The sequence below is a fragment of the Pseudomonas sp. S32 genome (genome assembly GCF_016648095.1).
Taxonomy (GTDB): Bacteria; Pseudomonadota; Gammaproteobacteria; order Pseudomonadales; family Pseudomonadaceae; genus Aquipseudomonas; species Aquipseudomonas parafulva.
Map to the genome: position 1 here is coordinate 37,910 of NZ_JACVVF010000003.1, position 22,885 is coordinate 60,794.

General features: G+C 61.7%; 26 protein-coding genes and 2 pseudogenes. 25 read left to right on the forward strand and 3 right to left on the reverse strand.

Annotated features, from left to right (window positions below):
- The first annotated feature begins 83 nt into the window (after positions 1–83).
- The 13 genes from IAE38_RS02180 (at position 84) to IAE38_RS02240 (ending at position 11,321) form a co-directional block, all read left to right on the forward strand.
- On the forward strand, positions 84–428 hold the full coding sequence (locus IAE38_RS02180; protein WP_012315135.1) for a helix-turn-helix domain-containing protein: 345 nt from the start codon (positions 84–86) through the stop codon (positions 426–428).
- A 97-nt stretch (positions 429–525) separates the two neighbouring features.
- The gene (locus IAE38_RS02185) at positions 526–2,490 is read left to right on the forward strand and encodes a DNA topoisomerase III (protein WP_201215575.1); all 1,965 of its coding nucleotides are present in this window, start codon (positions 526–528) and stop codon (positions 2,488–2,490) included.
- A gap of 741 nt (positions 2,491–3,231) precedes the next feature.
- Positions 3,232–3,765, forward strand: a complete 534-nt coding sequence (locus tag IAE38_RS02190; protein ID WP_201215576.1) for an STY4534 family ICE replication protein — start codon at positions 3,232–3,234, stop codon at positions 3,763–3,765.
- 66 nt (positions 3,766–3,831) lie between these two features.
- Positions 3,832–4,089 carry a hypothetical protein gene (locus tag IAE38_RS02195; RefSeq protein WP_201215578.1) on the forward strand — a complete coding sequence of 86 codons (258 nt, stop codon included), beginning with the start codon at positions 3,832–3,834 and terminating at the stop codon, positions 4,087–4,089.
- Between the two features lie 66 nt (positions 4,090–4,155).
- A complete protein-coding gene (locus tag IAE38_RS02200; RefSeq protein ID WP_201215580.1) occupies positions 4,156–4,650 on the forward strand; it encodes a JAB domain-containing protein in 495 nt (164 codons plus the stop codon).
- A 64-nt stretch (positions 4,651–4,714) separates the two neighbouring features.
- Complete coding sequence (locus tag IAE38_RS02205) at positions 4,715–5,431, forward strand: DUF5983 family protein (RefSeq protein ID WP_201215582.1); 717 nt, start codon at positions 4,715–4,717, stop codon at positions 5,429–5,431.
- Between the two features lie 130 nt (positions 5,432–5,561).
- Entirely contained in the window at positions 5,562–6,071 is a 510-nt protein-coding gene (gene pilL2 / locus IAE38_RS02210) for a PFGI-1 class ICE element type IV pilus protein PilL2 (protein WP_201215583.1), read from the forward strand.
- Positions 6,068–6,739, forward strand: a complete 672-nt coding sequence (locus IAE38_RS02215; RefSeq protein WP_201215584.1) for a hypothetical protein — start codon at positions 6,068–6,070, stop codon at positions 6,737–6,739. The genes pilL2 and IAE38_RS02215 overlap by 4 nt, the downstream gene beginning before the upstream one ends.
- 10 nt (positions 6,740–6,749) lie before the next feature.
- Positions 6,750–7,469, forward strand: a complete 720-nt coding sequence (locus IAE38_RS02220) for a TIGR03759 family integrating conjugative element protein (protein WP_201215585.1) — start codon at positions 6,750–6,752, stop codon at positions 7,467–7,469.
- Positions 7,451–8,005, forward strand: a complete 555-nt coding sequence (locus tag IAE38_RS02225; protein WP_201215586.1) for a glucosaminidase domain-containing protein — start codon at positions 7,451–7,453, stop codon at positions 8,003–8,005. Before IAE38_RS02220 ends, IAE38_RS02225 begins: the two co-directional genes overlap by 19 nt.
- On the forward strand, positions 8,002–8,421 hold the full coding sequence (locus IAE38_RS02230; RefSeq protein ID WP_201215587.1) for an integrating conjugative element protein: 420 nt from the start codon (positions 8,002–8,004) through the stop codon (positions 8,419–8,421). Before IAE38_RS02225 ends, IAE38_RS02230 begins: the two co-directional genes overlap by 4 nt.
- Before the next feature lie 63 nt (positions 8,422–8,484).
- Positions 8,485–10,554 (forward strand): type IV conjugative transfer system coupling protein TraD, encoded by a 2,070-nt coding sequence (gene traD / locus IAE38_RS02235; RefSeq protein ID WP_328822884.1) that lies wholly within the window; start codon positions 8,485–8,487, stop codon positions 10,552–10,554.
- A gap of 38 nt (positions 10,555–10,592) precedes the next feature.
- Complete coding sequence (locus tag IAE38_RS02240) at positions 10,593–11,321, forward strand: TIGR03747 family integrating conjugative element membrane protein (protein ID WP_201215588.1); 729 nt, start codon at positions 10,593–10,595, stop codon at positions 11,319–11,321.
- Here IAE38_RS02240 and IAE38_RS02245 read toward each other — a convergent pair.
- A pseudogene (locus IAE38_RS02245) lies at positions 11,316–11,713 on the reverse strand (hypothetical protein); the annotation flags it as partial. The gene IAE38_RS02240 and the pseudogene IAE38_RS02245 overlap by 6 nt on opposite strands.
- A 166-nt stretch (positions 11,714–11,879) precedes the next feature.
- Between IAE38_RS02245 and IAE38_RS23790 the strand changes: the two are divergent.
- The 3 genes from IAE38_RS23790 (at position 11,880) to IAE38_RS23795 (ending at position 13,302) form a co-directional block, all read left to right on the forward strand.
- Complete coding sequence (locus IAE38_RS23790) at positions 11,880–12,116, forward strand: hypothetical protein (protein ID WP_236403370.1); 237 nt, start codon at positions 11,880–11,882, stop codon at positions 12,114–12,116.
- Positions 12,117–12,429: 313 nt separating this feature from the next.
- On the forward strand, positions 12,430–12,804 hold the full coding sequence (locus IAE38_RS02250; protein ID WP_201215589.1) for a hypothetical protein: 375 nt from the start codon (positions 12,430–12,432) through the stop codon (positions 12,802–12,804).
- 201 nt (positions 12,805–13,005) lie between these two features.
- Positions 13,006–13,302 carry a hypothetical protein gene (locus IAE38_RS23795; RefSeq protein ID WP_236403372.1) on the forward strand — a complete coding sequence of 99 codons (297 nt, stop codon included), beginning with the start codon at positions 13,006–13,008 and terminating at the stop codon, positions 13,300–13,302.
- 9 nt (positions 13,303–13,311) lie between these two features.
- On the opposite strand, the pseudogene IAE38_RS23800 reads toward IAE38_RS23795, so the two are convergent.
- Together IAE38_RS23800 and IAE38_RS02255 are read right to left on the reverse strand one after the other, a co-directional pair.
- Positions 13,312–13,496, reverse strand: a pseudogene (locus IAE38_RS23800) (integrase); the annotation flags it as partial.
- Between the two features lie 1,266 nt (positions 13,497–14,762).
- On the reverse strand, positions 14,763–15,167 hold the full coding sequence (locus IAE38_RS02255) for an NUDIX hydrolase (protein WP_236403375.1): 405 nt from the start codon (positions 15,165–15,167) through the stop codon (positions 14,763–14,765).
- A gap of 260 nt (positions 15,168–15,427) precedes the next feature.
- Between IAE38_RS02255 and IAE38_RS02260 the strand changes: the two genes are divergently transcribed.
- Genes IAE38_RS02260 through IAE38_RS02300 form a run of 9 tightly spaced genes read left to right on the forward strand, consistent with a single transcriptional unit; the run spans position 15,428 to position 22,853 of the window.
- The gene (locus tag IAE38_RS02260; RefSeq protein ID WP_201215591.1) at positions 15,428–15,763 is read left to right on the forward strand and encodes an integrative conjugative element protein, RAQPRD family; all 336 of its coding nucleotides are present in this window, start codon (positions 15,428–15,430) and stop codon (positions 15,761–15,763) included.
- Entirely contained in the window at positions 15,750–15,989 is a 240-nt protein-coding gene (locus IAE38_RS02265) for a TIGR03758 family integrating conjugative element protein (RefSeq protein ID WP_201215592.1), read from the forward strand. The genes IAE38_RS02260 and IAE38_RS02265 overlap by 14 nt, the downstream gene beginning before the upstream one ends.
- Positions 15,990–16,004: 15 nt before the next feature.
- Positions 16,005–16,382, forward strand: coding sequence for a TIGR03745 family integrating conjugative element membrane protein (locus IAE38_RS02270; protein WP_201215594.1), 378 nt, complete (start codon positions 16,005–16,007; stop codon positions 16,380–16,382).
- A gap of 7 nt (positions 16,383–16,389) precedes the next feature.
- Positions 16,390–16,791 carry a TIGR03750 family conjugal transfer protein gene (locus IAE38_RS02275; protein WP_201215596.1) on the forward strand — a complete coding sequence of 134 codons (402 nt, stop codon included), beginning with the start codon at positions 16,390–16,392 and terminating at the stop codon, positions 16,789–16,791.
- A complete protein-coding gene (locus tag IAE38_RS02280; protein WP_201215597.1) occupies positions 16,788–17,429 on the forward strand; it encodes a PFL_4703 family integrating conjugative element protein in 642 nt (213 codons plus the stop codon). Before IAE38_RS02275 ends, IAE38_RS02280 begins: the two co-directional genes overlap by 4 nt.
- A complete protein-coding gene (locus IAE38_RS02285; protein ID WP_201215599.1) occupies positions 17,426–18,232 on the forward strand; it encodes a TIGR03749 family integrating conjugative element protein in 807 nt (268 codons plus the stop codon). The genes IAE38_RS02280 and IAE38_RS02285 overlap by 4 nt, the downstream gene beginning before the upstream one ends.
- Entirely contained in the window at positions 18,222–19,730 is a 1,509-nt protein-coding gene (locus IAE38_RS02290; protein ID WP_201215601.1) for a TIGR03752 family integrating conjugative element protein, read from the forward strand. Before IAE38_RS02285 ends, IAE38_RS02290 begins: the two co-directional genes overlap by 11 nt.
- Positions 19,693–20,112, forward strand: a complete 420-nt coding sequence (locus IAE38_RS02295) for a TIGR03751 family conjugal transfer lipoprotein (protein WP_201215603.1) — start codon at positions 19,693–19,695, stop codon at positions 20,110–20,112. Before IAE38_RS02290 ends, IAE38_RS02295 begins: the two co-directional genes overlap by 38 nt.
- Positions 20,112–22,853 (forward strand): conjugative transfer ATPase, encoded by a 2,742-nt coding sequence (locus IAE38_RS02300; protein WP_201215604.1) that lies wholly within the window; start codon positions 20,112–20,114, stop codon positions 22,851–22,853. The genes IAE38_RS02295 and IAE38_RS02300 overlap by 1 nt, the downstream gene beginning before the upstream one ends.
- The last annotated feature ends 32 nt before the right edge of the window (positions 22,854–22,885 follow it).

Below are 22,885 nucleotides of genomic sequence, written 5' to 3' on the forward strand. Positions count from 1 at the left end.
TAGAGTTGTTAGTCAACCTTCTGAGTCGTTCATATCTTTGGGTTGCTGTTCGACCATATGAGTCGAATTGGAGAGCGCCCCCATTGCCCGTGAAAGAGCCTAGCCCACATCACATTGGTCGCCAGTTGGCGGCTTACCGTCGTGCCTGCCGCCTCACTCAGGCGAAGGTGGGTGAGTACCTGAAGATTTCCGGGGAAGCCGTATCGCGCCTCGAACGAGGGGAGGTTGAGCTTTCCGTAAGTAAATTGCTGAAATTGGCCGACCTGTATGGCTGCCCTGCCGATGAGTTACTGCTGGCTATCAGCCCCCGCCCCCAGGATCAGGGCCAGCAGATCACGTCGATCATCAAGGAGCTGGGTGAAGCGGATAAGCAGTTCGCCCTGGAGTTTTTGCAAACGCTGGCGAACCATCTCGCACAACGCAAGTAACACCCGCTAGTCGATATGAACGCGGCGCCTTTGGATTTACCCTGGCGCTTCGCAACCACAACCCTACCCTGTCGGTACCCACCGAGAGGGTTCGTCTATGCGCCTGTTCATCTGCGAGAAACCTTCCCAAGCCCGCGATATCGCCCGGGTACTGCAGGCCAGCAATCGCGGTGAGGGCTGCCTGAAGGGCCAGAACGTCACCGTCACCTGGTGCGTCGGCCATCTGCTGGAAACCGCGCCGCCTGAAACCTATGGCGATTACAAGCGCTGGTCGCTGGACGACTTGCCGATCATTCCCAGTCAGTGGAAATTGGTGCCCAAGCCCAAGGTCGCTGGCCAGCTCAAAGTGATCAGCCTGCTGCTGCGCGCTTGCAGCGAAGTAGTGATTGCCACCGACGCCGACCGCGAAGGCGAGATGATCGCCCGGGAGATCCTCGAGCGCTGCCAGTACCAAGGGTCAATCCAGCGCCTGTGGCTGTCCGCGCTGGATGAAGCGTCGATCCGCCGAGCCTTGGGCGCCTTGCGTCCAGGAGAGCAGACCTTGCCGCTGTATCACTGTGCGCTGGCCCGCTCCCGTGCCGACTGGCTGGTGGGCATCAACCTGAGCCGTTTGTTTACCCTGCTCGGCCGCCGCGCCGGTTTCGATGGACTGCTGCCGGTGGGACGCGTACAGACGCCCACCCTGCGCCTGGTGGTCGAACGCGACCGGGCGATCGCCAGCTTTGTGCCGCAACCGTTCTGGAACGTCGATGCGCAACTGGAGCAGGACGGGATCCGCTTTCAAGCGCGCTGGCAGCCCCCGGCCGCAGTCAGCGATGCGGTTGGACGCTGTATCGACGAAACCGCCGCGCAGCAGGCGCTCATACGCCTCACGCAAGCTGGCACCGCGCAGATAGACAGCGTCGAGGTCGAGCGGGTGCGCGAAGGCCCGCCACTGCCGTTCGACCTGGGCACGCTGCAGGAGATCTGTTCGGCCAAGCTCGGACTGGGTGCACAGGAGACCCTGGCCACTGCCCAGGCCCTGTATGAAACCCACAAGGCGACGACGTATCCGCGTAGCGACTGCGGCTACCTGCCGGAGAGCATGCTCGATGAGGTGCCCCGCGTGCTCCACGCCCTCGCCGCCGCACCGTCGTTGGGAGCAATCCTCAAGGAAGTCGACCCCAGCCGCGGCTCCCGTGCCTGGAACAGCAGCAAGATCACCGCGCACCACGGCATCATTCCTACTGCTGTAACCCTGGATTTGGCGCAGCTCTCCGAGCGCGAGCGTGCGGTTTACACGCTGATTCGCGCACGCTACCTCGCGCAGTTCATGCCCGAGCACGAGTACCTGAAAACCCAGGCGCTGCTGCACAGCCAGGCAGATCAACTGGTGGCGCGTGGCAAACAGATCCTGGTCCGAGGCTGGAAGGCAGTGATCAACGAGGCCGACGGCACCGAGCCGGCCGAACAGGCGCAGCGCTTGCCGACGTTGCGTGAATCCGCGACGGTGGCGCTGATCGACGCCACGCTCAACGTACAGCGCACACAACCGCCTAAGGCCTACACCGAAGGCACGCTGGTCAAAGCGATGAAAACCATCGCCAACCAGGTGGCCGATCCGCGCATGAAGCAGAAGCTCAAGGACAGCTGCGGGCTTGGTACCGAAGCCACCCGCGCGGCCATCATCCAGGGCCTGATCGACCATGATTACCTAATCAAGAAGAAACGCAGTCTGGCCGCCTCCGCCGCAGCGCATACCTTGATCGAAGCGGTGCCGCCAGAAGTAGCCGACCCGGTGATGACCGCGCTGTGGGAGCAGGCGCTGGACCGTATCGAATCGGGCCAGCTGAGCGTCGAGACCTTTCTCGCCAAGCAGGCAGAATGGCTGACTCGACTGGTGCGCAGTAACGCCACGCTCACCCTGCGCCCGCCCCCCAGCAAGGGGCCCTTCTGCCCGGTGTGCCGCAGCACCATGCGCCAACGCAAAGGTCGCACCGGCAGCTTCTGGTCCTGCATCCGCTACCCCGAGTGCAAGGGCACCAAACCGGTGGCAAAAACCAAGCGGGCGAAAAACGCATGACTTGACGGCACACCACAGCGCTGGTGTAGTGATCTGGCCTCTCGCCGCTTGGCGACCTAGACCGATTCGCTCCGGGCAGCTCGGTCAGACTCCTAGAGTTCGGAGCCACACTTCAGTGCATCTGCGGATGACTTTTCAGCGTTCCAAGTCTCCCAGGTGGATGACCCGTGCGGCTTGTATCAGGCCGTAGGGGTCATCCGCTTCGGCGACGATGCTCAGCTCCGGTGCCCGCCGGCGAAACACTGGGCACCTTTTGTGCGCGGATGCGTGCCAGTTGATTCCGACCCAGGCCACGACAAGGGTCGGTTGATCCAGGTGGATCGGCAGTGGAGCTCTGCGACGGACTCCGGTGCCACATCGCCGGGTCAAGGGTGGTCCAACTCCTCCTAGCCTGATGACCGTCGGGCTATTTTTTCGCCGCCGACAATCCACCGAAAGCCACCCGGTTCCGCCCGCCAAGACCGCCTGAAAACCACGGTTGACGGGCCTTTCGGGGCGTTCTATAGATGAGCTGCACACCGCTGTCGTTGACAGCACCCAGGTAGCCAGGACCTTCAAGGCTACGCCCACTTCGGGTGGTTCTCCCCCAAAGTGCGACTCGCGCTCGGCAGCTCGCACGGTCACCGTCCCATCGGTGATGAGCGCCTTCTCGACCGATCATGTGTTTGCACCTCCCCTTGCGGAACTCACCAGCCGCCAGGGCCGGTGGACGTCCGCGTTCTGCTGAACAGGAGCTCCATCATGACTGCTGCAAGCAATAACGCCCCCACCACCTACTTCAACCTGCACACCCAAGGCATCGGCTACCTGAACCGGGTTCGCGAAGTCCCGGTTCGCCGCGGCCAAGCGTTCATGGCCTGTGACATCGCTGCTTTGCACGGTGCCTCGGACGACGTCGAGTACACCCGCTTCGACTGCAAGGTCGCCAGCGGTGAAGCCGACCGGCTGATCCGTGAACACCTGGAAGACGTCCGCGCGGAACGCAAGGTCCTCATCGCGTTTCGCATCGGCGACATCTGGGTCGATCCGTTCATGTACGAGAAAGGCGAACGCAAGGGGCAACCCGGCGCCAGCCTCAAAGGCCGACTGATCTTCATCGAGTGGATCAAGGTCGACGGTCAGTTCAGCTACCGTGCGCCGGCTCGGACCGACGCTGCTGCAGCGCCTGAGGCTGCTGAATCAGCAGAGTCGGAACAGGCTGACCGTGGCGCTGACCAAGGCCAGCCAACCCCACCCGCTGCACGTGGATCCACCGCCGCACGTCAGTCTGCCTAGGCAGGTTGGCCGCCCGCAGCAGGCGCTCTTAGGAGCGCCGGTTGTTCATGCACGTCGGAGGTCGCCATGGAAAGTTTCTGGCTCTGTGAGGACTGCCTGCAGGCGGTCGCCTATGACGACTTCAGCGCGCTCTCGCTGTACTACAGCGAGGCTGAAGTCGAACACCGCATCGCTCACATGCGCGCCCAACTGCAAGCCCTGCTACCGCTGAGCGCCGATTTCGACCCCCATACCGGCGCCGGTATCGAGGCCTTCTCCCTGCAACCGTGCGAGGGCTGCCAAAGCCCGCTGCACGGTACTCGACATCGCTTCACGCGCCTTTGATCACACACCTAAACCAGCCTGGGGCACGCCCTCAGGGGGCGCTCCATCTCTCATGAGGAATTGCCCATGAACACCGCCTTGAACCTGGTCGACCCGATCGATCCCGAACTGGCCCAACGCGCCCGTGAGGATGCGCTGATCAGCGAGGCCCTGCAGCTGCTGGACCAGCGTCACTTCAAGCGCGGCGAGGTGCTGATAACCCCCGCCGATGCCGCGGCCTATTTGAAACTGCAGCTCGCCCCCTACCACCACGAGGTGTTTGCCCTGCTCTGTCTCGACTCGCGCCACCGTGTGCTGAGTTTCGACATCCTCTTCACCGGCAGCATTGACGGTGCCTCCGTGTATCCCCGCCAGGTTGTCATCAAGGCCCTCGAACACAATGCCGCCGCCGTGATCTTCAGCCACAACCACCCCTCCGGCTGCTCTGAACCGAGCGGCGCCGATCGGGTACTCACCACCCGCCTGACCGAGGCTTTGGCCCTGGTCGAGGTGCGTGTCCTGGACCACATCATCGTCGGCGAAGGCACCCCGCTTTCGTTGGCCGAGTACGGCTGGATGTGACAGCCACCTTGCCTTGGAGGTCACCGCCCGTTCGGGGTGGCCTCGGCGCTTCCGGAGAATCACCATGCACCCTTCCCTTACCAATCCGTTTCTTCGCGGTTTCCAAGACCTGCGCTATGAGCGCGTCCTGCAGATCAGTTATGCCGACGATTGCCCGCCGTGCTACCGCACGCTGCATCCGGCTCAGAACGAGCTACCCAACGAAGCCATCACCCTGCAGCCGTGTCTATTCGATGACGACGTCGCGGTGATCACCGACGGTGTGTGCGTGCCCGAGTTTGTGCGCATGTGCTGCCCGGCCGACGGACTGGTGAACACAGTGCTCTACCAGATCATGGGCAATCAGCTCGGACGCTCGATGCATATCGGCGACCTCGGCAACGTCGAGGCTGCGCAAAACCTGATCGAGCAACTGTCCTTTGCCACCGGACACTACAGCCGCAGTTGGGAGATCAGCAGCGCGCACCTGCCCGCAGACGAGTTCGAGTTCCTGCAGGTGTGCACCTGGTGCAATTCGCCAGCGGGCTTCTTCGAGTGCTTCGAGCTCAACAGCAACCATGCCGTGGGGTGCAAGCTGTACTCGACACCCTGGGTAGCGGCACATGAAGCCAGCAGGATCGGCTGGAGCGCCAGCGAAGTCTGTGCGCGCATGCGCGATGACCATGTCCCGCCGGTGCTGCTCCAGTTGCTCATGTTGGCAGGCCAGGCAGACACTCGCCTGCTGATCTTTGACCCTGACGCCGCACCACTGGCGGAGCTACCGCTCTTCACCGAAGACTGACCAAGGCGCCCTCCCGGGCGCCTTTTTTGTGGTCGCTGACTGAAAAGCTGGCTCACCGGATTCGGTTTTCCAGTGGGGACTCGCCTCACGCCTTCGCCATCGTGTCGGCAACATTTGTCGAGACACGGTCATGCACACACCCACACTCTCCACCCTCGGACTGATGATCGCCCTGGCGGGCTGCAGCACGCCGCCACCGCCTCCGGCTCCCCCAGCATCACCCGCGTTGCCGGCGGCATTGCCAAAGCCGAAAGCCCAGCTGCCGGCCTGGGTGCGCCAGGACCGTTACACCCTGATCACCACCCGGCCAACGCTGGAGCAGCGCCAGCCGCTGCATCAATTGGTCAACATACAAATTGCGCCAGCCCTGCATGCCACCGTCGGTGAAGCCCTGCGTCACGTGCTGCAACGCTCGGGCTACGCGCTGTGTGCCGATAGCGCTGAGGTGGATCGCTTGTTCCGTCGCCCTCTGCCCGCAGTACAGCACCAGCTCGGTCCGATCTCGCTGCTGGACGCCCTGACCATCATCGGCGGCCCGGCATGGCGACTCGACATCGATCCAGTTGATCGGACCGTGTGCTACGCCCTGCGCGTGCCGTCGCCCGCGCCCCCCTTTTCGACCCTGGAGCTCACACCATGAAGGTCCTCCATTTTCAGGCGCTGGTGGTCGGTGCCCTGTGCCTGGGCGCCGCCGTGCTCGCCGCCGAAACGTACAACCATCATCAGCAACTGGCCGAACTTCAGGCTGCGGCCCGTAACGCCCCGGCCGACCCAGCGCCGGCCTTGCGCCGCGATATCGATGCATTGGCCGACCGGCTCACGACGCTGCAGCCGCAGGTCGTGGCGTTGGGCGAGGCGCAAGGTCGACACATAGCGGCGCAGGCCGCCCTCGGCCAGCAGCAGGATGAGCTGGCCGTCTCGCTCAAGGCGCTCGAGGCGGCACCGCCAGGTCCGAGCAGCAGCGATCTGACGGCACTGGAACGACGGTTGGCTGCGGCAGAGGCCACGCTCGAGAAACTGTCGACCCGCCCTTCTGCGCCTGCAACCGCCAATACGCAACCGCAGGCCTCCAGCGGTGAGAAAGCCAAGGCCAAGCCTCTGGCCCCACCCTTCACCCTGCTGGGTATCGAGACCCGAGGTGACGTCAGGTTCGTGGCCGCCCTGCCCGCAGGTGCGCATTCACTGACGACCGTGCACCTGCTGCAACCGGGAGACAGCTTGAACAGCTGGCAGCTGCGCGCAATCCGCGCGGACCAGGTGGTGTTCCATGTCCCGGGGCATGGCGACCACACACTGCCACTGCCGTGACGAGGTGCGTATGACTCGGATCTCCTGTCTCTCGCTCATCCTACTCCTCAGTTGCCTGTTTGCAGGTGCGGCATGGAGCGCGCCAGAACTGGTTGACTCGGCCCCGCAGTTCAGCGAACAGATGCCACTGGGTCGTCAGGCATCCGACGCGGCTCGGGCCAAGGCCTGGGGGCTGACCGATGATGAATGGGCCAAGTTCGAGCGCTTGCAGGCTGGGCCCCGCCACTACTGGTCGCCGCAGCTCGACCCGCTCACCACCCTCGGCGTGGAAGCCGACTCAGACCAGGAACGGCAGCGCTACGCCGAGCTGCAGGTTCGTCTCGAAGCCAAGCGCGCAGAGCGTGAACTGGCCTACCAGAAGGCCTACACCGCTGCCTGGGCTCGTTTGTTCCCGGGGATGCAGCCCGTGCAGGGCATGGCCGACAATCCAGCAGCTACCCCTGCTAGCCGCATTGCCCTGTTTGTGGAGGAACATTGTACTGCTTGCGTCACCAACACCCAGCAATGGCTGCGTGGCGGCGCGCACCTTGATGTGTACCTGGTCGGCAGCCAGGGTGACGATACGCGTCTACGCCGGTGGGCGCGGGACGCGGGCATTACCCCCTCCCAGGTCAGCAGTGGCCAGGTCACTCTCAACCATGACCGTGGCCGCTGGTTCTCCCTGGGCGCCAGCCGCCCCTTGCCGGCGCGCTTTCAGCAGGTGGACGGAAAATGGCAGCGCATCGACTGATCCTCGCGCTGGCCTTGACCTGCGCCACGGCCGTTCACGCCGGCGCGCTGCCGCCGCCGGCGTATCAACTGGCCGCCGCACGCGCCGGCATCCCCGCCTCCGTGCTGTTCGCCATCGCCCTCCAAGAGAGCGGCACCCTGCTGCGCGGTCACCTTATGCCCTGGCCTTGGACCCTGAATATTGCTGGTACGCCGCAGCGTTTCGCCCGCCTTGATGAGGCGTGTGCCGCACTCAAACAGGCACTGATCCGTCACGACCCCAAGCGCATCGATGTCGGGCTGGGCCAGACCAATCTCGGCTACCACCCAGACCGCTACCGCAGCGCTTGCGAGGCTCTGGATCCGCGCGCCAACCTGGCCGTGACTGCCGAGCTGCTGCGCGCCCACTATGCCGACAGCGGTGACTGGGTCGTGGCTGCGGGCCGCTATCACCGCCCTGCCGGCGGTAAACCCGCAGCGCAGTACCGCCGACAGTTCAGCCAGCACTGGCAGCGTGTCCAGGCGGTCGCGGCATCCCCGAGAGGGCCGCAGCCATGAACCATCGGTGCTGGGTAACGCTGTTTATCTGCCTGTGGTGGACGGTTGCCGCGCTCGCGGCCCCCAGCCAACTGCCCGATCCCCGCGCGCTGACCTGGGCCCTGCCTGTACACAGTTCACGCCTTTCACCCGGTGCCGTCTCGCCAAGGACATTGAAGCTGCCAGGATTCACGCCGCTGTTCCTGGTCGGGCACGACGCCGCCTCTCTGCAATGGTTGGCCCAGCATGCGCAGAGGCTGCAGGACATGGGCGCCAGCGGTCTGGCGGTTGAAGTGGCCGACGCCCAGGCGTTGCGCCGCATCCAGGCGGCAGCCCCGGGGCTGGACATTTGGCCGGTGAGTGGTGACGACATCGCCGAACGCCTGGAACTTCAGCACTACCCGGTGCTGATCACGCCCACCGGCCTGGAACAGTGAGGGCTCATCATGAGCGAGCATGCGATGGAGTCCCTGCTGCGCCCTGCGGTGGAGCTGTAAACCGTGGGCATCTGCGCCGGTGCCGGCGCCCTGTGCCTGCACTCGCCCTGGGCGGTAGCCCTGTCACCCGAGGTCGGGGCCGGCATGGCACTGGCCTATACCGCGTTCGGCCTGAAGCGGCTCAATGAGGCGCGGATCGTCCTGCGCTATCGGCGCAATATCCGCCGCCTGCCACGCTATTCGCTGACCAGTCGCCAGATTCCGGTGAGTGGCAAGCGCTTGTTCATGGGCCGCGGCTTTCGCTGGACCCGCCTGCACACCCAGCGTCTGCTCGAGGCCCAGGACCCGGCGCTGGCCCACTACGTCAATCAATCGGCTGCCCACCAGTGGGCGCGCCGGATGGAACACTTGCTGGAGAAGGCCCCGCCTGGGCTGTCACTGCTGCCCCGCCTGACCGCCTGGGACAGCCCATTCAACCCGGTGCGGCCGCTGCCGCCAGTGGGTGGCTCACCTCTGCTGCATGGCGTCGAGCCGAAGGAACAGGAAGCCAGCTTGCCGCTGGGAGAGCGAGTCGGGCATACCCTGGTGCTGGGCACCACGCGGGTCGGCAAGACACGCCTGGCCGAGGTGTACATCACCCAGGACATCCACCGCCCTACTCAGGAAGTGGTGATTGTCTTCGATCCCAAAGGCGATGCCGATCTGCTCAAGCGCATGTGCGTGGAAGCGCGGCGCGCCGGCCGCGAGCATGAGTTCTATGTGTTCCACCTGGGCTGGCCGGAGATTTCCGCCCGCTACAACGCCATCGGCCGCTTCGGCCGCATCTCCGAAGTCGCCACCCGCATCGCTGGCCAGTTGAGCGGTGAAGGCAACTCGGCGGCGTTTCGCGAGTTCGCCTGGCGCTTCGTCAATATCATCGCCCGGGCGCTGATCGAGCTCGGCCGGCGCCCCGACTACCTGCAGATCCAGCGGCACGTGGTGAACATCGATGCGCTGTTTATCGAGTACGCCCAGCACTTCTTCGCCCGCCATGATCCGCAGGCCTGGGAAGCAATCGTGCAGATCGAAGGTCGCCTAAACGAAAAGAACATCCCGCGGCACATGATCGGCCGAGAAAAGCGCGTGGTCGCCATCGAGCAGTACCTGACCGCCAAGCGCATCTTCGATCCGGTGATGGACGGCCTGCGCTCGGCCGTGCGCTACGACCGCACCTACTTCGACAAGATCGTGGCTTCACTGCTGCCACTCCTGGAAAAACTCACCAGCGGCAAGACCGCACAACTGCTCGCCCCCAACTACACCGACCTCGACGATCCACGGCCGATCTTCGACTGGCTGCAGGTCATCCGCAAACGCGGCATCGTCTACGTCGGCCTGGATGCGCTGTCCGATGCCGAGGTGGCCGCTGCCGTCGGCAACTCGATGTTTGCCGACCTGGTCTCCGTCGCGGGCCATATCTACAAACACGGTATCGACCATGGTCTACCAGGCTCCTCCAGCGCCGCGGACAAGGTGCCGATCAACCTGCACGCCGATGAGTTCAACGAGCTGATGGGCGACGAGTTCATTCCGCTGATCAACAAGGGTGGTGGAGCCGGTATCCAGGTCACCGCCTATACCCAGACCTTGAGCGACATCGAGGCGCGGATCGGCAACCGGGCCAAGGCCGGTCAGGTCATCGGCAACTTCAACACCCTGCAGATGCTGCGGGTACGGGAAACCGCGACAGCAGAACTGCTGACCAACCAGTTGCCCAAGGTCAACGTGCAGACCCGCACCCTGGTCTCCGGCGCGACGGACACAGCCGATCCTGATGCTAGGACGGACTTCACCTCCTCCTCTCAGGACCGGGTCACCACGACCGCCGTGCCACTGATCGAACCGGCGCACATCATCGCTCTGCCCAAGGGACAGATGTTTTCATTCCAGGAGGGAGGACAGTTGTGGAAGGTGCGTATGCCGCTACCGAAGCCGGCTAGCGACGACGCGATGCCGGCGGACCTGCAGACCCTAGCTTCGCGCATGCGCGAGTCCTACAACGCCAGTGCAGGGAATTGGTGGAGCAGCGCTGGCGGTGCACCGACGGTGGATTTCGATCCTGAGCAGCCGCCACCGGGGCGCAGGCACTCCTAATGTGCTCGCCGTGAGCAACTGGACCCTCTGGAGCCCATATGCCTACAACCCAAGTCAGCCCGCCTCCTCCACAGCGAAGTCCGGGGCTGATCTTCGGCACGCTCGAGCTGTGTCTGCGGCTACTCGGCCTGCTGTTCGCTTCGCTGATCTTCTCCATCCTAATGGAGTTCGTGGGCATGCTCTGGTTCTGGCCCGAGCAGGGCTGGCATCACAGCCATGCGATGTGGCTGAATGAGCTCGGCTGGCTCAGCAATCACTTCAAAAGTTCACTGCTCGTGCATGAACCCGCGCAGGCGACCGCCAAGGTACTCGAACAGCTGAACGACTGGGTCGTGGTACGCTCGGGGTGGTCAACATCTGACACTAAGCTGAAACTACTCAGTCGAGAATCGTCAATGCAGGGGCAGTTCGCGCAGGTCTACGTTGTGACCCAGGACTATCTGCTGGCGGCACTGTTTACAGTCTTTACTTTTGTAGTGCGATTGGCCGTTCTCATACTCGCTACCCCTCTGTTCCTGCTCGCGGTGATCACCGGTGCGGTTGACGGTTTGATGCGCCGTGACTTGCGCAAGTTCGGGGCAGGCCGAGAAAGCAGCTTTGTCTACCACCGAGCGAAGCGAACACTGCTACCGCTGATGATTAGCCCTTGGGTGATATACCTTGCCCTGCCCTGGACACTCAACCCTATCTGGGTCTTGGTGCCTTGTGCAGCACTTCTCGGCAGCATGGTGGCCATCACGGCTGCGACCTTCAAAAAATATCTATGACAGTCCGCTATCGACCCATAGCGGACATTCCGGCGTGGCCTCAGGCCGATCGCTGTTCAGCCGAGCAGATAGCTGCTCGGCGTTTTGCTCACGCTCCGAATGGCGATCCCTCAAGGATTCCTGGCGGTCACGCAGCTGCACGGTGAATTTCACCAGCTCCGTCTTAATATCCACCACGCGGGCGTCGTACGGCGAAGGCTTCATCCGCCCAGCGTCGTCGAACTCCGGGTAGGCCTTGGGTACCGAGGACTGGTTCGGGATGGTGAACATTCGCTTCCAGCGGCCAGCACACGCAGTTGGGTGACCACGTTGAACGACTGCGAGACGCCACACACCTGCATGACTGCCAGGGTTTAGCCTTGGGTGGGGCGAACCGCTTCCAGCGCCAAGGGTTCGTTGGTCTGCTACGTCACGGTCACCCGCCCAATAAATCAAAAAATTTAGAGCAATAAGTCAAAATAATACGCATAAAGGTTCCTCGAAAATTAACTGCAAATATTCTTGCGTGCAGGCATTAGCTTGACTATTACTAGCTCTTGAAAATAGGGAGATGGCAAAATGCAACCAAGATTCGTTATCGTTTTAGCTGTACCTATCGAGAATGAATCCTTTCAATTCGGAAATCGGTTTTACGCCGCTACAAGCTCTGGGGGATTCGACATTTATGACAATCAAGAAAAAATAAGATTAAAGCGGGGCTTCCCTAACAGAACGAAAGCTACAGAAGAGCGCGAGAAGATGATAAATAACTCGCGCAATCCTTCCAAATTTTTTCCTGTAATGCGGACAGAATAATAAAAAACTTAAGGGGCGTAGTGCAATGACTTCATCCGCGAACAAGATAGACATATATTATGGCGCTACTGCAATTGCCGCTGCCTTTTTATTCATTTGCATGGCCTATGAGTTTTCGGAGGCGCAGTTGATATGGGCAATCCTACGCCACCCATAGAATTATTCTTAATTTTTATAGGGTCGCTGATTGGAGTCGGCTTGGCGACAATCCTCCTCCACTGGATTGTCTAGCCAGCAGCACCACAAAGCATCAAGGCCAAGCGATCCAGCCCCAGAGGCCTGCCGCCCTGCTCCGTTGAATGGAGATTGGCAAATGGCTAGCAAGCTGGCTGCTGCTAAACAAGCGAAGCGGTACAACCAAGAAGAACGCAAAAAGTTTATTGACGAGTACATAAACTCTGGCGTCCCCCTAGGTAATTTCTGCAAGGCTAAGGGGCGTCCCTCATACCAAGCGATGAAGTTGTGGCTTAACACACCCTCAACCACCAAGAAAACCAATAGCCACGCATTATTCACCTCCAGTACTCCTGCAAGCGATGTTCGGAATGACATCGAGCTTGAACTCATCCAGTCAATAGCCAATAGTGTTGCTCATCTGGAAATCCGTCTCGCTGCCGTCAAGCGAGAACTTGAAAAAATAATTAGATCGGCAAGCAGCAACACTCCTGATTATCATCGCCTGCATTAACATCTAAGTAGCGATTGAATGCCGAATAGGTGAAGCCGTGATAATTTAATAGCGGGATAAAAACTTGTACAAATTTCAATTCCCGTACAAGAATTAACCCGCTAATCGCTTTCCTTCCAAGCAGCACGAATAACCGTTGCGCAAATGCCCTACTGCGCTATGGTGGACGAGACACATACGATTGCGTCGGAGGAGACCGACATGCGCATTCGCGGCGATGTATTTTGGAACTGGGCTGAGCCTACGCTACACCATCGGACTCATGATGAAGCCCTGGACAACGGTACGACGATTGATGTGCAAGTGCGGCTGTCAAGAACGGGCAACACACAGATGTTTATCGGTGTGTACGCAAGCACCGGCATGGCCCTTCACGAAGAAGCTTTCGATTCCCGTCCAGGTGAATCTATGACCCGAGCATTGGCGTGGGGTGTGGGACGCGCACGGCAGCTAGCAGCAGGCCACCACGTTGGCAACCGATCCGTAGCTTGTCAGTGAGGCCACTCAAGTCAAATCGAAGGCTCTTAGCTTGCTGTCGATGGCCAGATCGAAGAGAGCTAAATCACGGGATTTTTCCGCGATTTGAGTCTTAACCGAATGGCCCGGATATCTTTCAATCGAAGCGGAGCTTTCTACCCGACCAATTTTTCCTTTGTCCCAAGCTGATGGCGGCTGGTCGTAATGGCATTCATGGCTTGTCCTCCAGGTGCGGGAGGACAAGGATGCTCAGCCCGATCCAGAGGCGCTAACCGACCCTATGCGGATACACACTCAAGTAGCACTGTTTCAGACAGAATAAGCTCCGAATAGCACATGGCTTGTCGATTAAGCGGGGACCTGTGGGAGCGGGTTTGACCCCCGAACACCGGCGAATCCGGTGCCATATACCGCGTTGAATTCTTCGAGGGTAAACCCACTCCCCACAGGGGTCGCTCAAGCCTGGCGACAGGCAGCTTCGGGTCGATCGCAGTCAGTCGAACCGGCTGCTTTCGACCGATTGCAGGGGAGAATCACTGCTTCTCAACATATCGGATAAGGTTTCCGACTTCAGCGCATGCATGTCACGTAGCGCATAGGCGTGATGCAGAAGCTCCCTATGATGTTTCTTAGGTGCGAAGAGCAGGGCCTAGGTGTCGTTGAGCAGCTGCCGCCACTCTTTGATCGACATTACGGGCAGATTGGTGCCTGTCACGGGGGCAATCCTTATTACTGTATGGATATACGGTATTCGGAAAATTCCCGGCTGCCTAGGTGCTACGGAGGAACTGCGCCTGCGATGAGAACAGATCAGTCGTTTGATCGAGATACGTTTTCGCTGGGAGTGGCGATGCGTCGCCCGGATGTAGAGGTTGTTCAAGGGGGGCACCGCCACGCCGAATGGGGGGTTGTAGGATGACGATTTGACACGCTTCGATGGCGCCTGATTTCGACGCGTTATGTTTGGTTTGTCACCCAGCGGAATGATGGATCAAATTACCCGACTCAGCGACAGCATCAAGTGTTTGGCCTGTATCGCGGATGAGCTTGAAAAGCAGATAGCTCCGTGCCCCGCATCCCGATTGAGATTGGTAATCTGGGGTCATCGACTGGGTAGGCAGTTCTTCGAGACTTTGGGCAGGGTTTTCCAATCATTCCGCAGGGCCTGGTTTCAGCTTACACATCTTGGATTCACGCAAATGGTGGAAAGCCCGTCTCCTCCAATAGTCTTCACGGCTTTTTCACATATAGCGTGGGACTATTAGCTATCCCCTACGTGTGATAGATCTTGCCCGCCTAGCAGCGGGCTTTCTTTTGCCCGCAATTAACGTCATTGCAGGACACTCCAAGAATGCGACGATATCCCGAGCGATGGCATGGGGAGCAAACCGCGGGCGCAAAATTGCTCAGAAATCTAGTGATCTCCAAGTGCCTGCCAGGTCGGGTCGTATTGTTGAGGTAGCGCCGGGCTAGGCCAGACGCTACGCGATCAAGGCTGGCAGCTGAGTCGTTATCAAACCTGCTGCCGTGGCCTTGAGCATAGAAGGGGTCAGCTTGTCGCGCGGCACCCATTTACAGGCCGCGATCTCATTGCAGGCTACGACCTTGTCGCCGTCGTGCAAGTGGGTGATGAAAATGTGGTGGATGGTTGATTCCACGGTGATGGTGGACAAGTAAAGTAAGCCATGGCCATCAATGCTCGTTTCTTCCCGAAGCTCTCGCGCCGCAGCAGCAAGTGGAGTTTCGCCCGCTTCGATCGCCCCGCCTGGGAAATTCCACTTTCCCCCTTTCTTGCGCACCAGCAGCACCTTGCCGCTGTGCAGACAGATGATTGTGGCTCGCGCTTTTAACTTTCCTTTGTTCCTGTCTGGCATCCGCAGGCTCATCTGTTCACATCAGGGTTTAGCCGACTCGCTGGGACATTGAGCAGGCGTTCTTCCCAAGAGACTTGTGAGTAAGACGACTCGTTCAACGAAATGGGCACAGCAGAGCCAGTTGGTAGCCGACCAATACAGAGCTGCACCTGGCATACGACACATTCGCTGCTGCCTCAGGTTTAAAGCGAGGGCTCGCAGATCCCTTTAATCCATGTCAAAAACTACCTAACCCATCAGGGTGGATGCCAGATCCAAGGCTGGAATTCACCATGAAAACTACCTCATCCGTCCTTTTGCTTGCTTGTCTGATGTCGCTCGGTGCCGCAGCTCTAGGCACGACGGAGCGCTCGGATCTGGGACTCGTGCAGAGGCAGATCACTGCCATCGAACTGTTGGTCGACCGAGCAAACAGCAGCTCGGTCGATGCCGAAGGGGCTCGCTACCGTTTCGATTATTCGAGGTTCGCCAGGGACCTCGAGCGCATGCGTCATGGCATCCAAAAATACCTGTCGCCCTCCCGCGCGCAGCCTGCTGACCTCGTTGAACTGGCAGGTGATTACCGTGCTGATACGCCTCACTCGAGTCCCTCCGATGAGCATGACTGACGCCCAAATTAGCGCGTTCTCGGCCGTGGCCGGCTTTACCCCGCAGCTCAGCTCGGTGCTGTGGCGCTCATCGGTGCTGGTGCTCGCGTTGCTTTGGTGCACCTGGGCCCTGTGGACCGGCTACCGCGGCTGGGCGGCCGGAAACCTCAATTTCGGTGCGCTCGGCGGCAGCACGCTGCGCCTGACCCTCGCCCTGATCGTACTGATGTTTTTCATGCTGTCTTAATCAGGAGACCTTGCCATGAACCTCTCCCGTCGTTGCCATCGCCCGCTCACTCTGGTGCGGCAATCCTGTTCGCAAGTCCTGTTAGGCGGCCTCGTGCTGCTGAGCTCGACGCTGGCTCGGGCTGATTTGCCGACCATGGAGGCGCCATCTCGCGGCGAAGGTTCTGGGTTGATCGACACCATCAAGAACTACGCCTACGACGGCGGCATCCTGCTGGGCCTGCTGATCGCTACCCTCGCTTTCCTCGGCGTGGCCTGGCATTCGCTCACCGTCTACGCCGACGTGCAAAACCAGCGCAAGACCTGGAAGGACCTCGGTGCCGTGGTCGGCGTCGGCGCCCTGCTGGTGGTGGTGATCCTCTGGTTCCTCACCAAAGCCGCGACGATCCTGTGAGGTCACCATGTCCGACGCCCCAGCCACTTTGCCTGACGGCACGCTGACCTTCCTCCCCGAGCGCCTCAACCGTGACCCGGCCGTTTTGCGCGGGCTCACCAACGACGAGATGTGGGTCGCACTGATCGTGGGCGCCGGCCTGGGTGTGATCCTCGGTGCACCACTGGCGGTGGCCACCGCCTCCATCGCCACCCTCCCCACCTGCATGTTCATCTGCATGGCGCTGGTATTGCTGAGCGGCGGCAAGCTGATGCGCCGGGCCAAGCGCGCCCGCCCCGAAACCTGGTTGTACCGCCGTCTACAGTGGCACTTGGCGGTGCACTGGGGCATCGGCACTCATCAGCTGATCCTCCATTCGGGACCGTGGACAGTGCGCCGCACGCGCCGACATGTGAGGACCGCCCCATGAGCCGCTTTCGCAACAAGGTGGATGCGCAGCAGGCACATATCTTCAGCCTGCGTCTGGCCGTTTCGATCCTGGCACTGCTGTGCTGCGGGCTGTGGTACGGCTGGCAGTACTCCCCTACCGAGCTGACCATTCACGTACCGCCTGATCTGCGCTCTGGCAGCACGCGCAAGTGGTGGGATGTACCCCCAGAAAACATCTACGCCTTTGCGCTGTACATCTTTGGCCAGCTCAACCGCTGGCCCACCGACGGCGAAGTCGATTACCACCGCGCCATCTTTGCCCTGCAGCCCTACCTGACACCGACGTGCAAGACCTTCTTCGACGGTGATTTCGAGTACCGCAAGGCTGCCGGCGAACTGCGCGGCCGTGTGCGCGGCGTATACGAGGTGCTGGGCCGCGGTTACAGCGACGACCCCGACCTGCGGGTGAAGCAGTTGGATAAGCACAGCTGGCTGGTGAAGCTCGACCTCAACGCCGACGAGTACTACGCCGCAGAGCCAGTGAAACGCGTGGTGGTGCGCTATCCGCTACGGGTGGTGCGCTTCGACGTCGACCCCGAGCACAACAAGTGGGGCCTGGCCCTGGACTGCTACGAAGGCACACCGCAGAAGCTGACGCTGCCTGGAGGTGCGGGATGATGCGTGTCTTGATCATGATGCTGGCGATAGCCGCAGGCTGGTGCTCTGCAGTCGGTGCGGTCGAGGTCAAATACTGGGATCGCCTGCCGCTGGCCGTTCCACTTATGGTGGGCCAGGAGCGCGTCCTGATGCTGGATGAGGATGTTCGCGTGGGGGTGCCGGGCACGATCGCCGGCAAGCTGCGTGTGCAGTCCGTCGGCGGCACGGTGTATATTCGCGCTGCAGAAGCCCTTCCCCCTACCCGGCTGCAACTGCAGTCGGTGAAGTCAGGCGACATCATCCTGATCGACATCGAGGCGCTTGAGGGCAACGAGGCGCTGGAACCGGTCAAGATCGTGGCCCAGGCTCCGGAATCGGACGTGGACGCTGCGAAGGAGACGGCACCGGCAGCGACGCCGGTACCGGTGGTGCTCACCCGCTATGCAGCGCAGAACCTCTATGCGCCCCTGCGTACCGTGGCACCACTGCCCGGTGTGCGACGGGTGCCGCTGAGCGACGCCGTTGCGTTCAGTGCGTTGCTGCCCACCGAACGGGTTTCGATCAAGGCCCTCGCGGCCTGGCGGCTGGGCGACTACTGGGTGACGGCGGTGAAGATCGTGAATCGTGGTCCTGGCAAGGTGGTGCTGGACCCGCGCCACCTGCAAGCCACGCTGTACGCCGCAACCTTCCAGCACACGGACCTCGGTCTGACCGGCACGCCCGAAGATACCACCGTGGCCTACCTCGTCACCCGCGGCGGCGACCTGAAGCATGCGCTGCTGTTGCCCCCGCCAAAACCGGAGGCTGCCGATCATGAAAGCTAACGGCCTGCTGAAATGGTTGGTGCCTGCGGTCCTGTTGGGCATCGTGCTGATCATCATCAAGTCCTGGGTGACCGCCCCGGATGGCCAGCCCACTCACGATCCGGAGAATGCCACGCTCAGCGCGGAACAGGCCAAAGCCTTGGGCATCGCCGGCGACACCCCGCGCGACACCGTTGCCACGCTGATCGGCCAGGTCAAGGCAATGCGCAGCGAGATGCAGACGCTGAAGAAAGGCAACGATGCCCTGCAGACCGAGAACAACCGACTGCGAACGCGCGAAGGCAACATCGACACGCGCATCCAGAGCACGCTGAGCAGCGTCACCCAACAGGTCACCGAGCAGCGCCAGCAGGCCAACGATGCTCGGCAGAAAGCCGAGCAGCAGCACCGCGAGACCCAGGGGCTGCTCTCCAGGCTCAAGGACCAGCTCACCGGCAAGCCAGCCGTGAAGTCAGATGTTCCCGCGGGCTTCGGTCTCGAGCCAGGCGACGAGCAGCAGTTTGCAGGGCCTCAGGCACCGGCAGATGCGGTGCAGTGGATCGAGCCGTCGAATGCACACGCCGGGCAAGAGGAAACCAGCAAAGCTGATGGTCCGCTGTCGTCGTTGACCTCAAAGTTCAAGGACCTGCACGGTCTGGACAACAACGCTATCGACCGTGGCCAGGACCGCTTGCGTGCCGTCGCTATAGGCGAACGTAACCTAGAGAACGCCCAGGACCGTACCGAAGGTGCCCGTCCCGTCTACACAATCCCCGAGAATTCGACGCTGATGGGCTCGATCGCCATGACCGCGCTCATTGGCCGGGTGCCGGTGGACGGCACAGTGAACGATCCCTATCCGTTCAAGGTGCTGGTAGGGACAGACAACCTCACTGCCAACGGCATCGACCTGCCGGACGTGGTCGGCGCGGTCATGAGCGGCACCGCCGCCGGTGACTGGACGTTGTCCTGCGTGCGCGGCCAGGTCGAATCGATCACCTTCGTCTTCAGCAACGGTACTGTCCGCACGGTGCCGCAGCCGCAGAAGATCGTCAGCCGCAATCGCAGCAGCACCCAGACCTCGGACACCGAGAAGATCCGTGGCAGCCTGGGCTACATCTCCGACCCGTACGGCATTCCCTGCATTTCCGGCGAGCGCCGCTCCAACGCCCAGCAGTATCTGGGCAGCCAGAGCTTGATCACTGCGGCCGGCGCCGGCTTCGCCGCAGCCTTGGGCAGCGAGCAGACCAACACCTCGTTCATCAATTCGGCCAGCGGCAGCCTGGGTTTGAGCCAGAACAGCGGCAACAGCGCGCTGAACTCGGTGATCAGCGGTGGCATTGGCGACATCCGTGAGTGGATCAACAAGCTCTACGGCGAAGCCTTCGCCGCCATCTACGTGCCGCCCGGGGCCAAAGTGGCCCTGCACCTGGACAACGAGATCAGCATCGACTACGAACCCAAAGGCCGGAGAGTGAACCATGAAAGCCCATCCGTCTCGGTACTGGATCTGGATTAGCCTGCTGCTCGGCCTGCACCTGGCCGGCTGCTCCACCAGCAAGGAAGAAATGCTGCCCCACGGCGATCACACCATGCTTGATATCTGGAACGGCGGTGGCTCGGTCGGTACTCAGCAACAGCTGTTGGAGGCGCGTGGCGAACTGCGTCGACCGGTGCTTGATCCCGAACGCCTGATCAACGACCAGAGCGCCTATACGCGCACCGCCGCCAATGAGATCCGTGCCCAGTTCCCACGTCTGCCCAATCCAGACCTGGTCATGTACGTCTACCCGCATCTGGCAGGTACCCAACAAACGCCGGTGCCTGGCTACTCGACCGTGTTCCCGTTGTACGAGAAGGTCCAGTACGCGCTGCCCGGCGAGCGCCTGGACGATCTGTGATGGCTGATGACGCGAGTCGCGATCCGTCCCGCTGGAAGCCCTGGCGCGCGGCACAGCGCCGGCGCGCCACCCTGGCCGACGAGGCCGCCCAGTATGCGCACAACCCCAGCTTCACCGACCACGTGCCCTGGGTCGAGTATCTGGAAGAGGGACAGTGCTTTCTGCTTGATGACAACCGTTCCGTGGGCGCCGTGTTCGAGCTGCAGCCGATCGGCACCGAGGGTCGCGAGCCCGAATGGCTAATGGCAGCGCGCGATGCGCTGGAAGATGCGTTGCAAGACAGCTTCGACGAGTTCGACCAAGCGCCCTGGGTGGTGCAGTTCTTCTGCCAGGACGACAGTGACTTCACCCCGTACCTTGAACGCCTGGAACGCTATATCGCGCCGCGCGCGCGAGGTACGCCGTTCACCGAGGCCTTCCTCACGTCGATGCAACGCCACCTCGACGCCGTCGGCAAGCCGGGCGGGTTGTTCGACGACCATGTGGTGTCTCACCTGCCCTGGCGCGGCAGCAATCGGCGGATTCGCCTGGTGGTCTACCGCTGGCTGGGGGAGCAGGCTGACGAGGATGGGCAGAGCCCGGTCCAGCTGTTGAACCGCACCTGCGACCGCTTGGTGGCCTCGCTGCAGGCGTGCGGGGTCAGCCCTCGACGCCTGACCGGGCGTGATTTCTACGCCTGGTTGCTGCCTTGGTTCAACCCAGCCCCTGCCCTCATCGGCGAATCCCCCGCCGCGTTCTATCGACGTGTGCCTTATCCGGAAATGGATGACGGCGAGGAGCTGCCGCTGCCGTTTGACCACGACTTTGCCGAGCGGCTGTTCTTCCAGGAACCGCGCTCCGATAGCGAGCAGGGTCTGTGGTACTTCGATCAGCAGCCCCACGCCGTGATGGTGGTCGACAAGCTGCGTAGACCGCCGCATATCGGCCAGTTGACCGGTGAGACGCGCAAAGGCGAGGCGTTGAACGCCTTGTTCGATCAATTGCCCGAGCAGGCGGTGCTGAGCCTGACTCTGGTGATCACGCCCCAGGATGTGCTCGAGGAGCAACTCAATCGCCTGACGCGCAAAGCCATCGGCGAGAACCTCGCCTCGACCCAGACCCGCCAGGACGTGGAAGAAGCCCGCGCGCTGATTGGTCGCCAGCACAAGCTGTACCGTGGCACGTTGGCGCTGTACCTGCGCGGCGCCGATGAACAGCAGCTGCGCCAGCGTTCGATCCAGGCCGCCAATGTGCTGCTCGGTGCCGGCCTACAACCGGTGCGCGAGGGCGATGAAGTGGCCGCGTGCAACAGCTATTTGCGCTGGTTGCCGATGGTCTACAACCCGGCGCGGGACACACGCAATTGGTACACCCGGCTGCTGTTTGCTCAGCACGTCGCCAACCTGCTGCCGCTCTGGGGACGCAGCATCGGTACCGGCAGCCCGGGCATCACCTTCTTCAACCGCGGTGGCGCGCCGCTGTCGTTCGACCCACTGTCGCGCTTTGACCGCTCCATGAACGGCCACCTGCTGTTGTTTGGCCCGACGGGCGCCGGCAAGTCGGCCACCCTGGTCTCGATCCTGATGCAGGTCATGGCCGTGTACCGGCCGCGGCTGTTCATCGTCGAAGCGGGCAACTCCTTTGGCCTGCAGGGCAACTACTTCGCCACCCTCGGGCTGTCCGTCAATAAGGTTCAGCTCAAACCGGGCAGTGATGTGAGCCTGGCGCCGTTTGCCCATGCCTGGCGCCTGATCGAACATCCGGACCAGGTCGCCAGCTTGTCGACTGAAGACCTGGATGAGGCCGCGTCGGACAGTGATGAGCAGCGCGACGTGCTGGGCGAGCTGGAGATCACCGCGCGGCTGATGATAACCGGCGGCGAAGCCAAGGAAGAGGCGCGCCTGACCCGGGCGGACCGCAGCCTGATCCGCGAGTGCATCCTCGATGCCGCCCGACTCTGCGCGACGACTGAGCAGCAGGTGCTGACCCGTCATGTCCGCGATGCCCTGCGTAAGGTCGCCAGCGACACCCATCTGCCCGACAAACGTCGCGAGCGCGCGCAGGAGATGGCCGAGTCCATCGACCTATTCTGCCAGGGGTTCGAGGGCGCCCTGTTCGACCGGCCTGGCACACCCTGGCCGGAGAGCGACGTAACGATCGTCGACCTCGCCACGTACGCCCGTGAGGGTTACGAGGCGCAGATGTCGATCAGCTACATCAGCCTGATGAACACGGTGAACAACATCGCCGAGCGCGATCAGTACCTGGGGCGACCGATCATCATGGTTACCGACGAAGGCCACATCATCACCAAGAACCCGCTGCTGGCACCCTTTGTAGTCAAGGGTACGAAGATGTGGCGCAAGCTCGGGGCCTGGTTCTGGCTAGCAACACAGAACATGGCCGACTTGCCCGACGCGGCGCAGACCATGCTCAACATGATCGAGTGGTGGATCTGCTTGAACATGCCGCCTGCGGAAATCGAGGAGATCGCCCGATTCAAGAAGCTCACGCCAGCGCAGAAAGCTTTGCTACTTTCCGCGAGCAAGGCCTCGGGCAAATACACCGAGGGCGTGGTCCTGTCGAAGAATCTGGAAACGCTGTTCCGTGCTGTGCCGCCGAGCCTGTACCTCGCGTTGGCCATGACCGAGCCCGAAGAAAAAGCCCAACGCTGGCGCTTGATGGAAGAGCACCAGCAGTCCGAGCTGGAGGCTGCCCTACAGGTCGCGGCGGAGATTGATCGCCTGCGTGGCATGTCATAATCACTCCCGCATCAGCGGTAAGGTGATGGCCT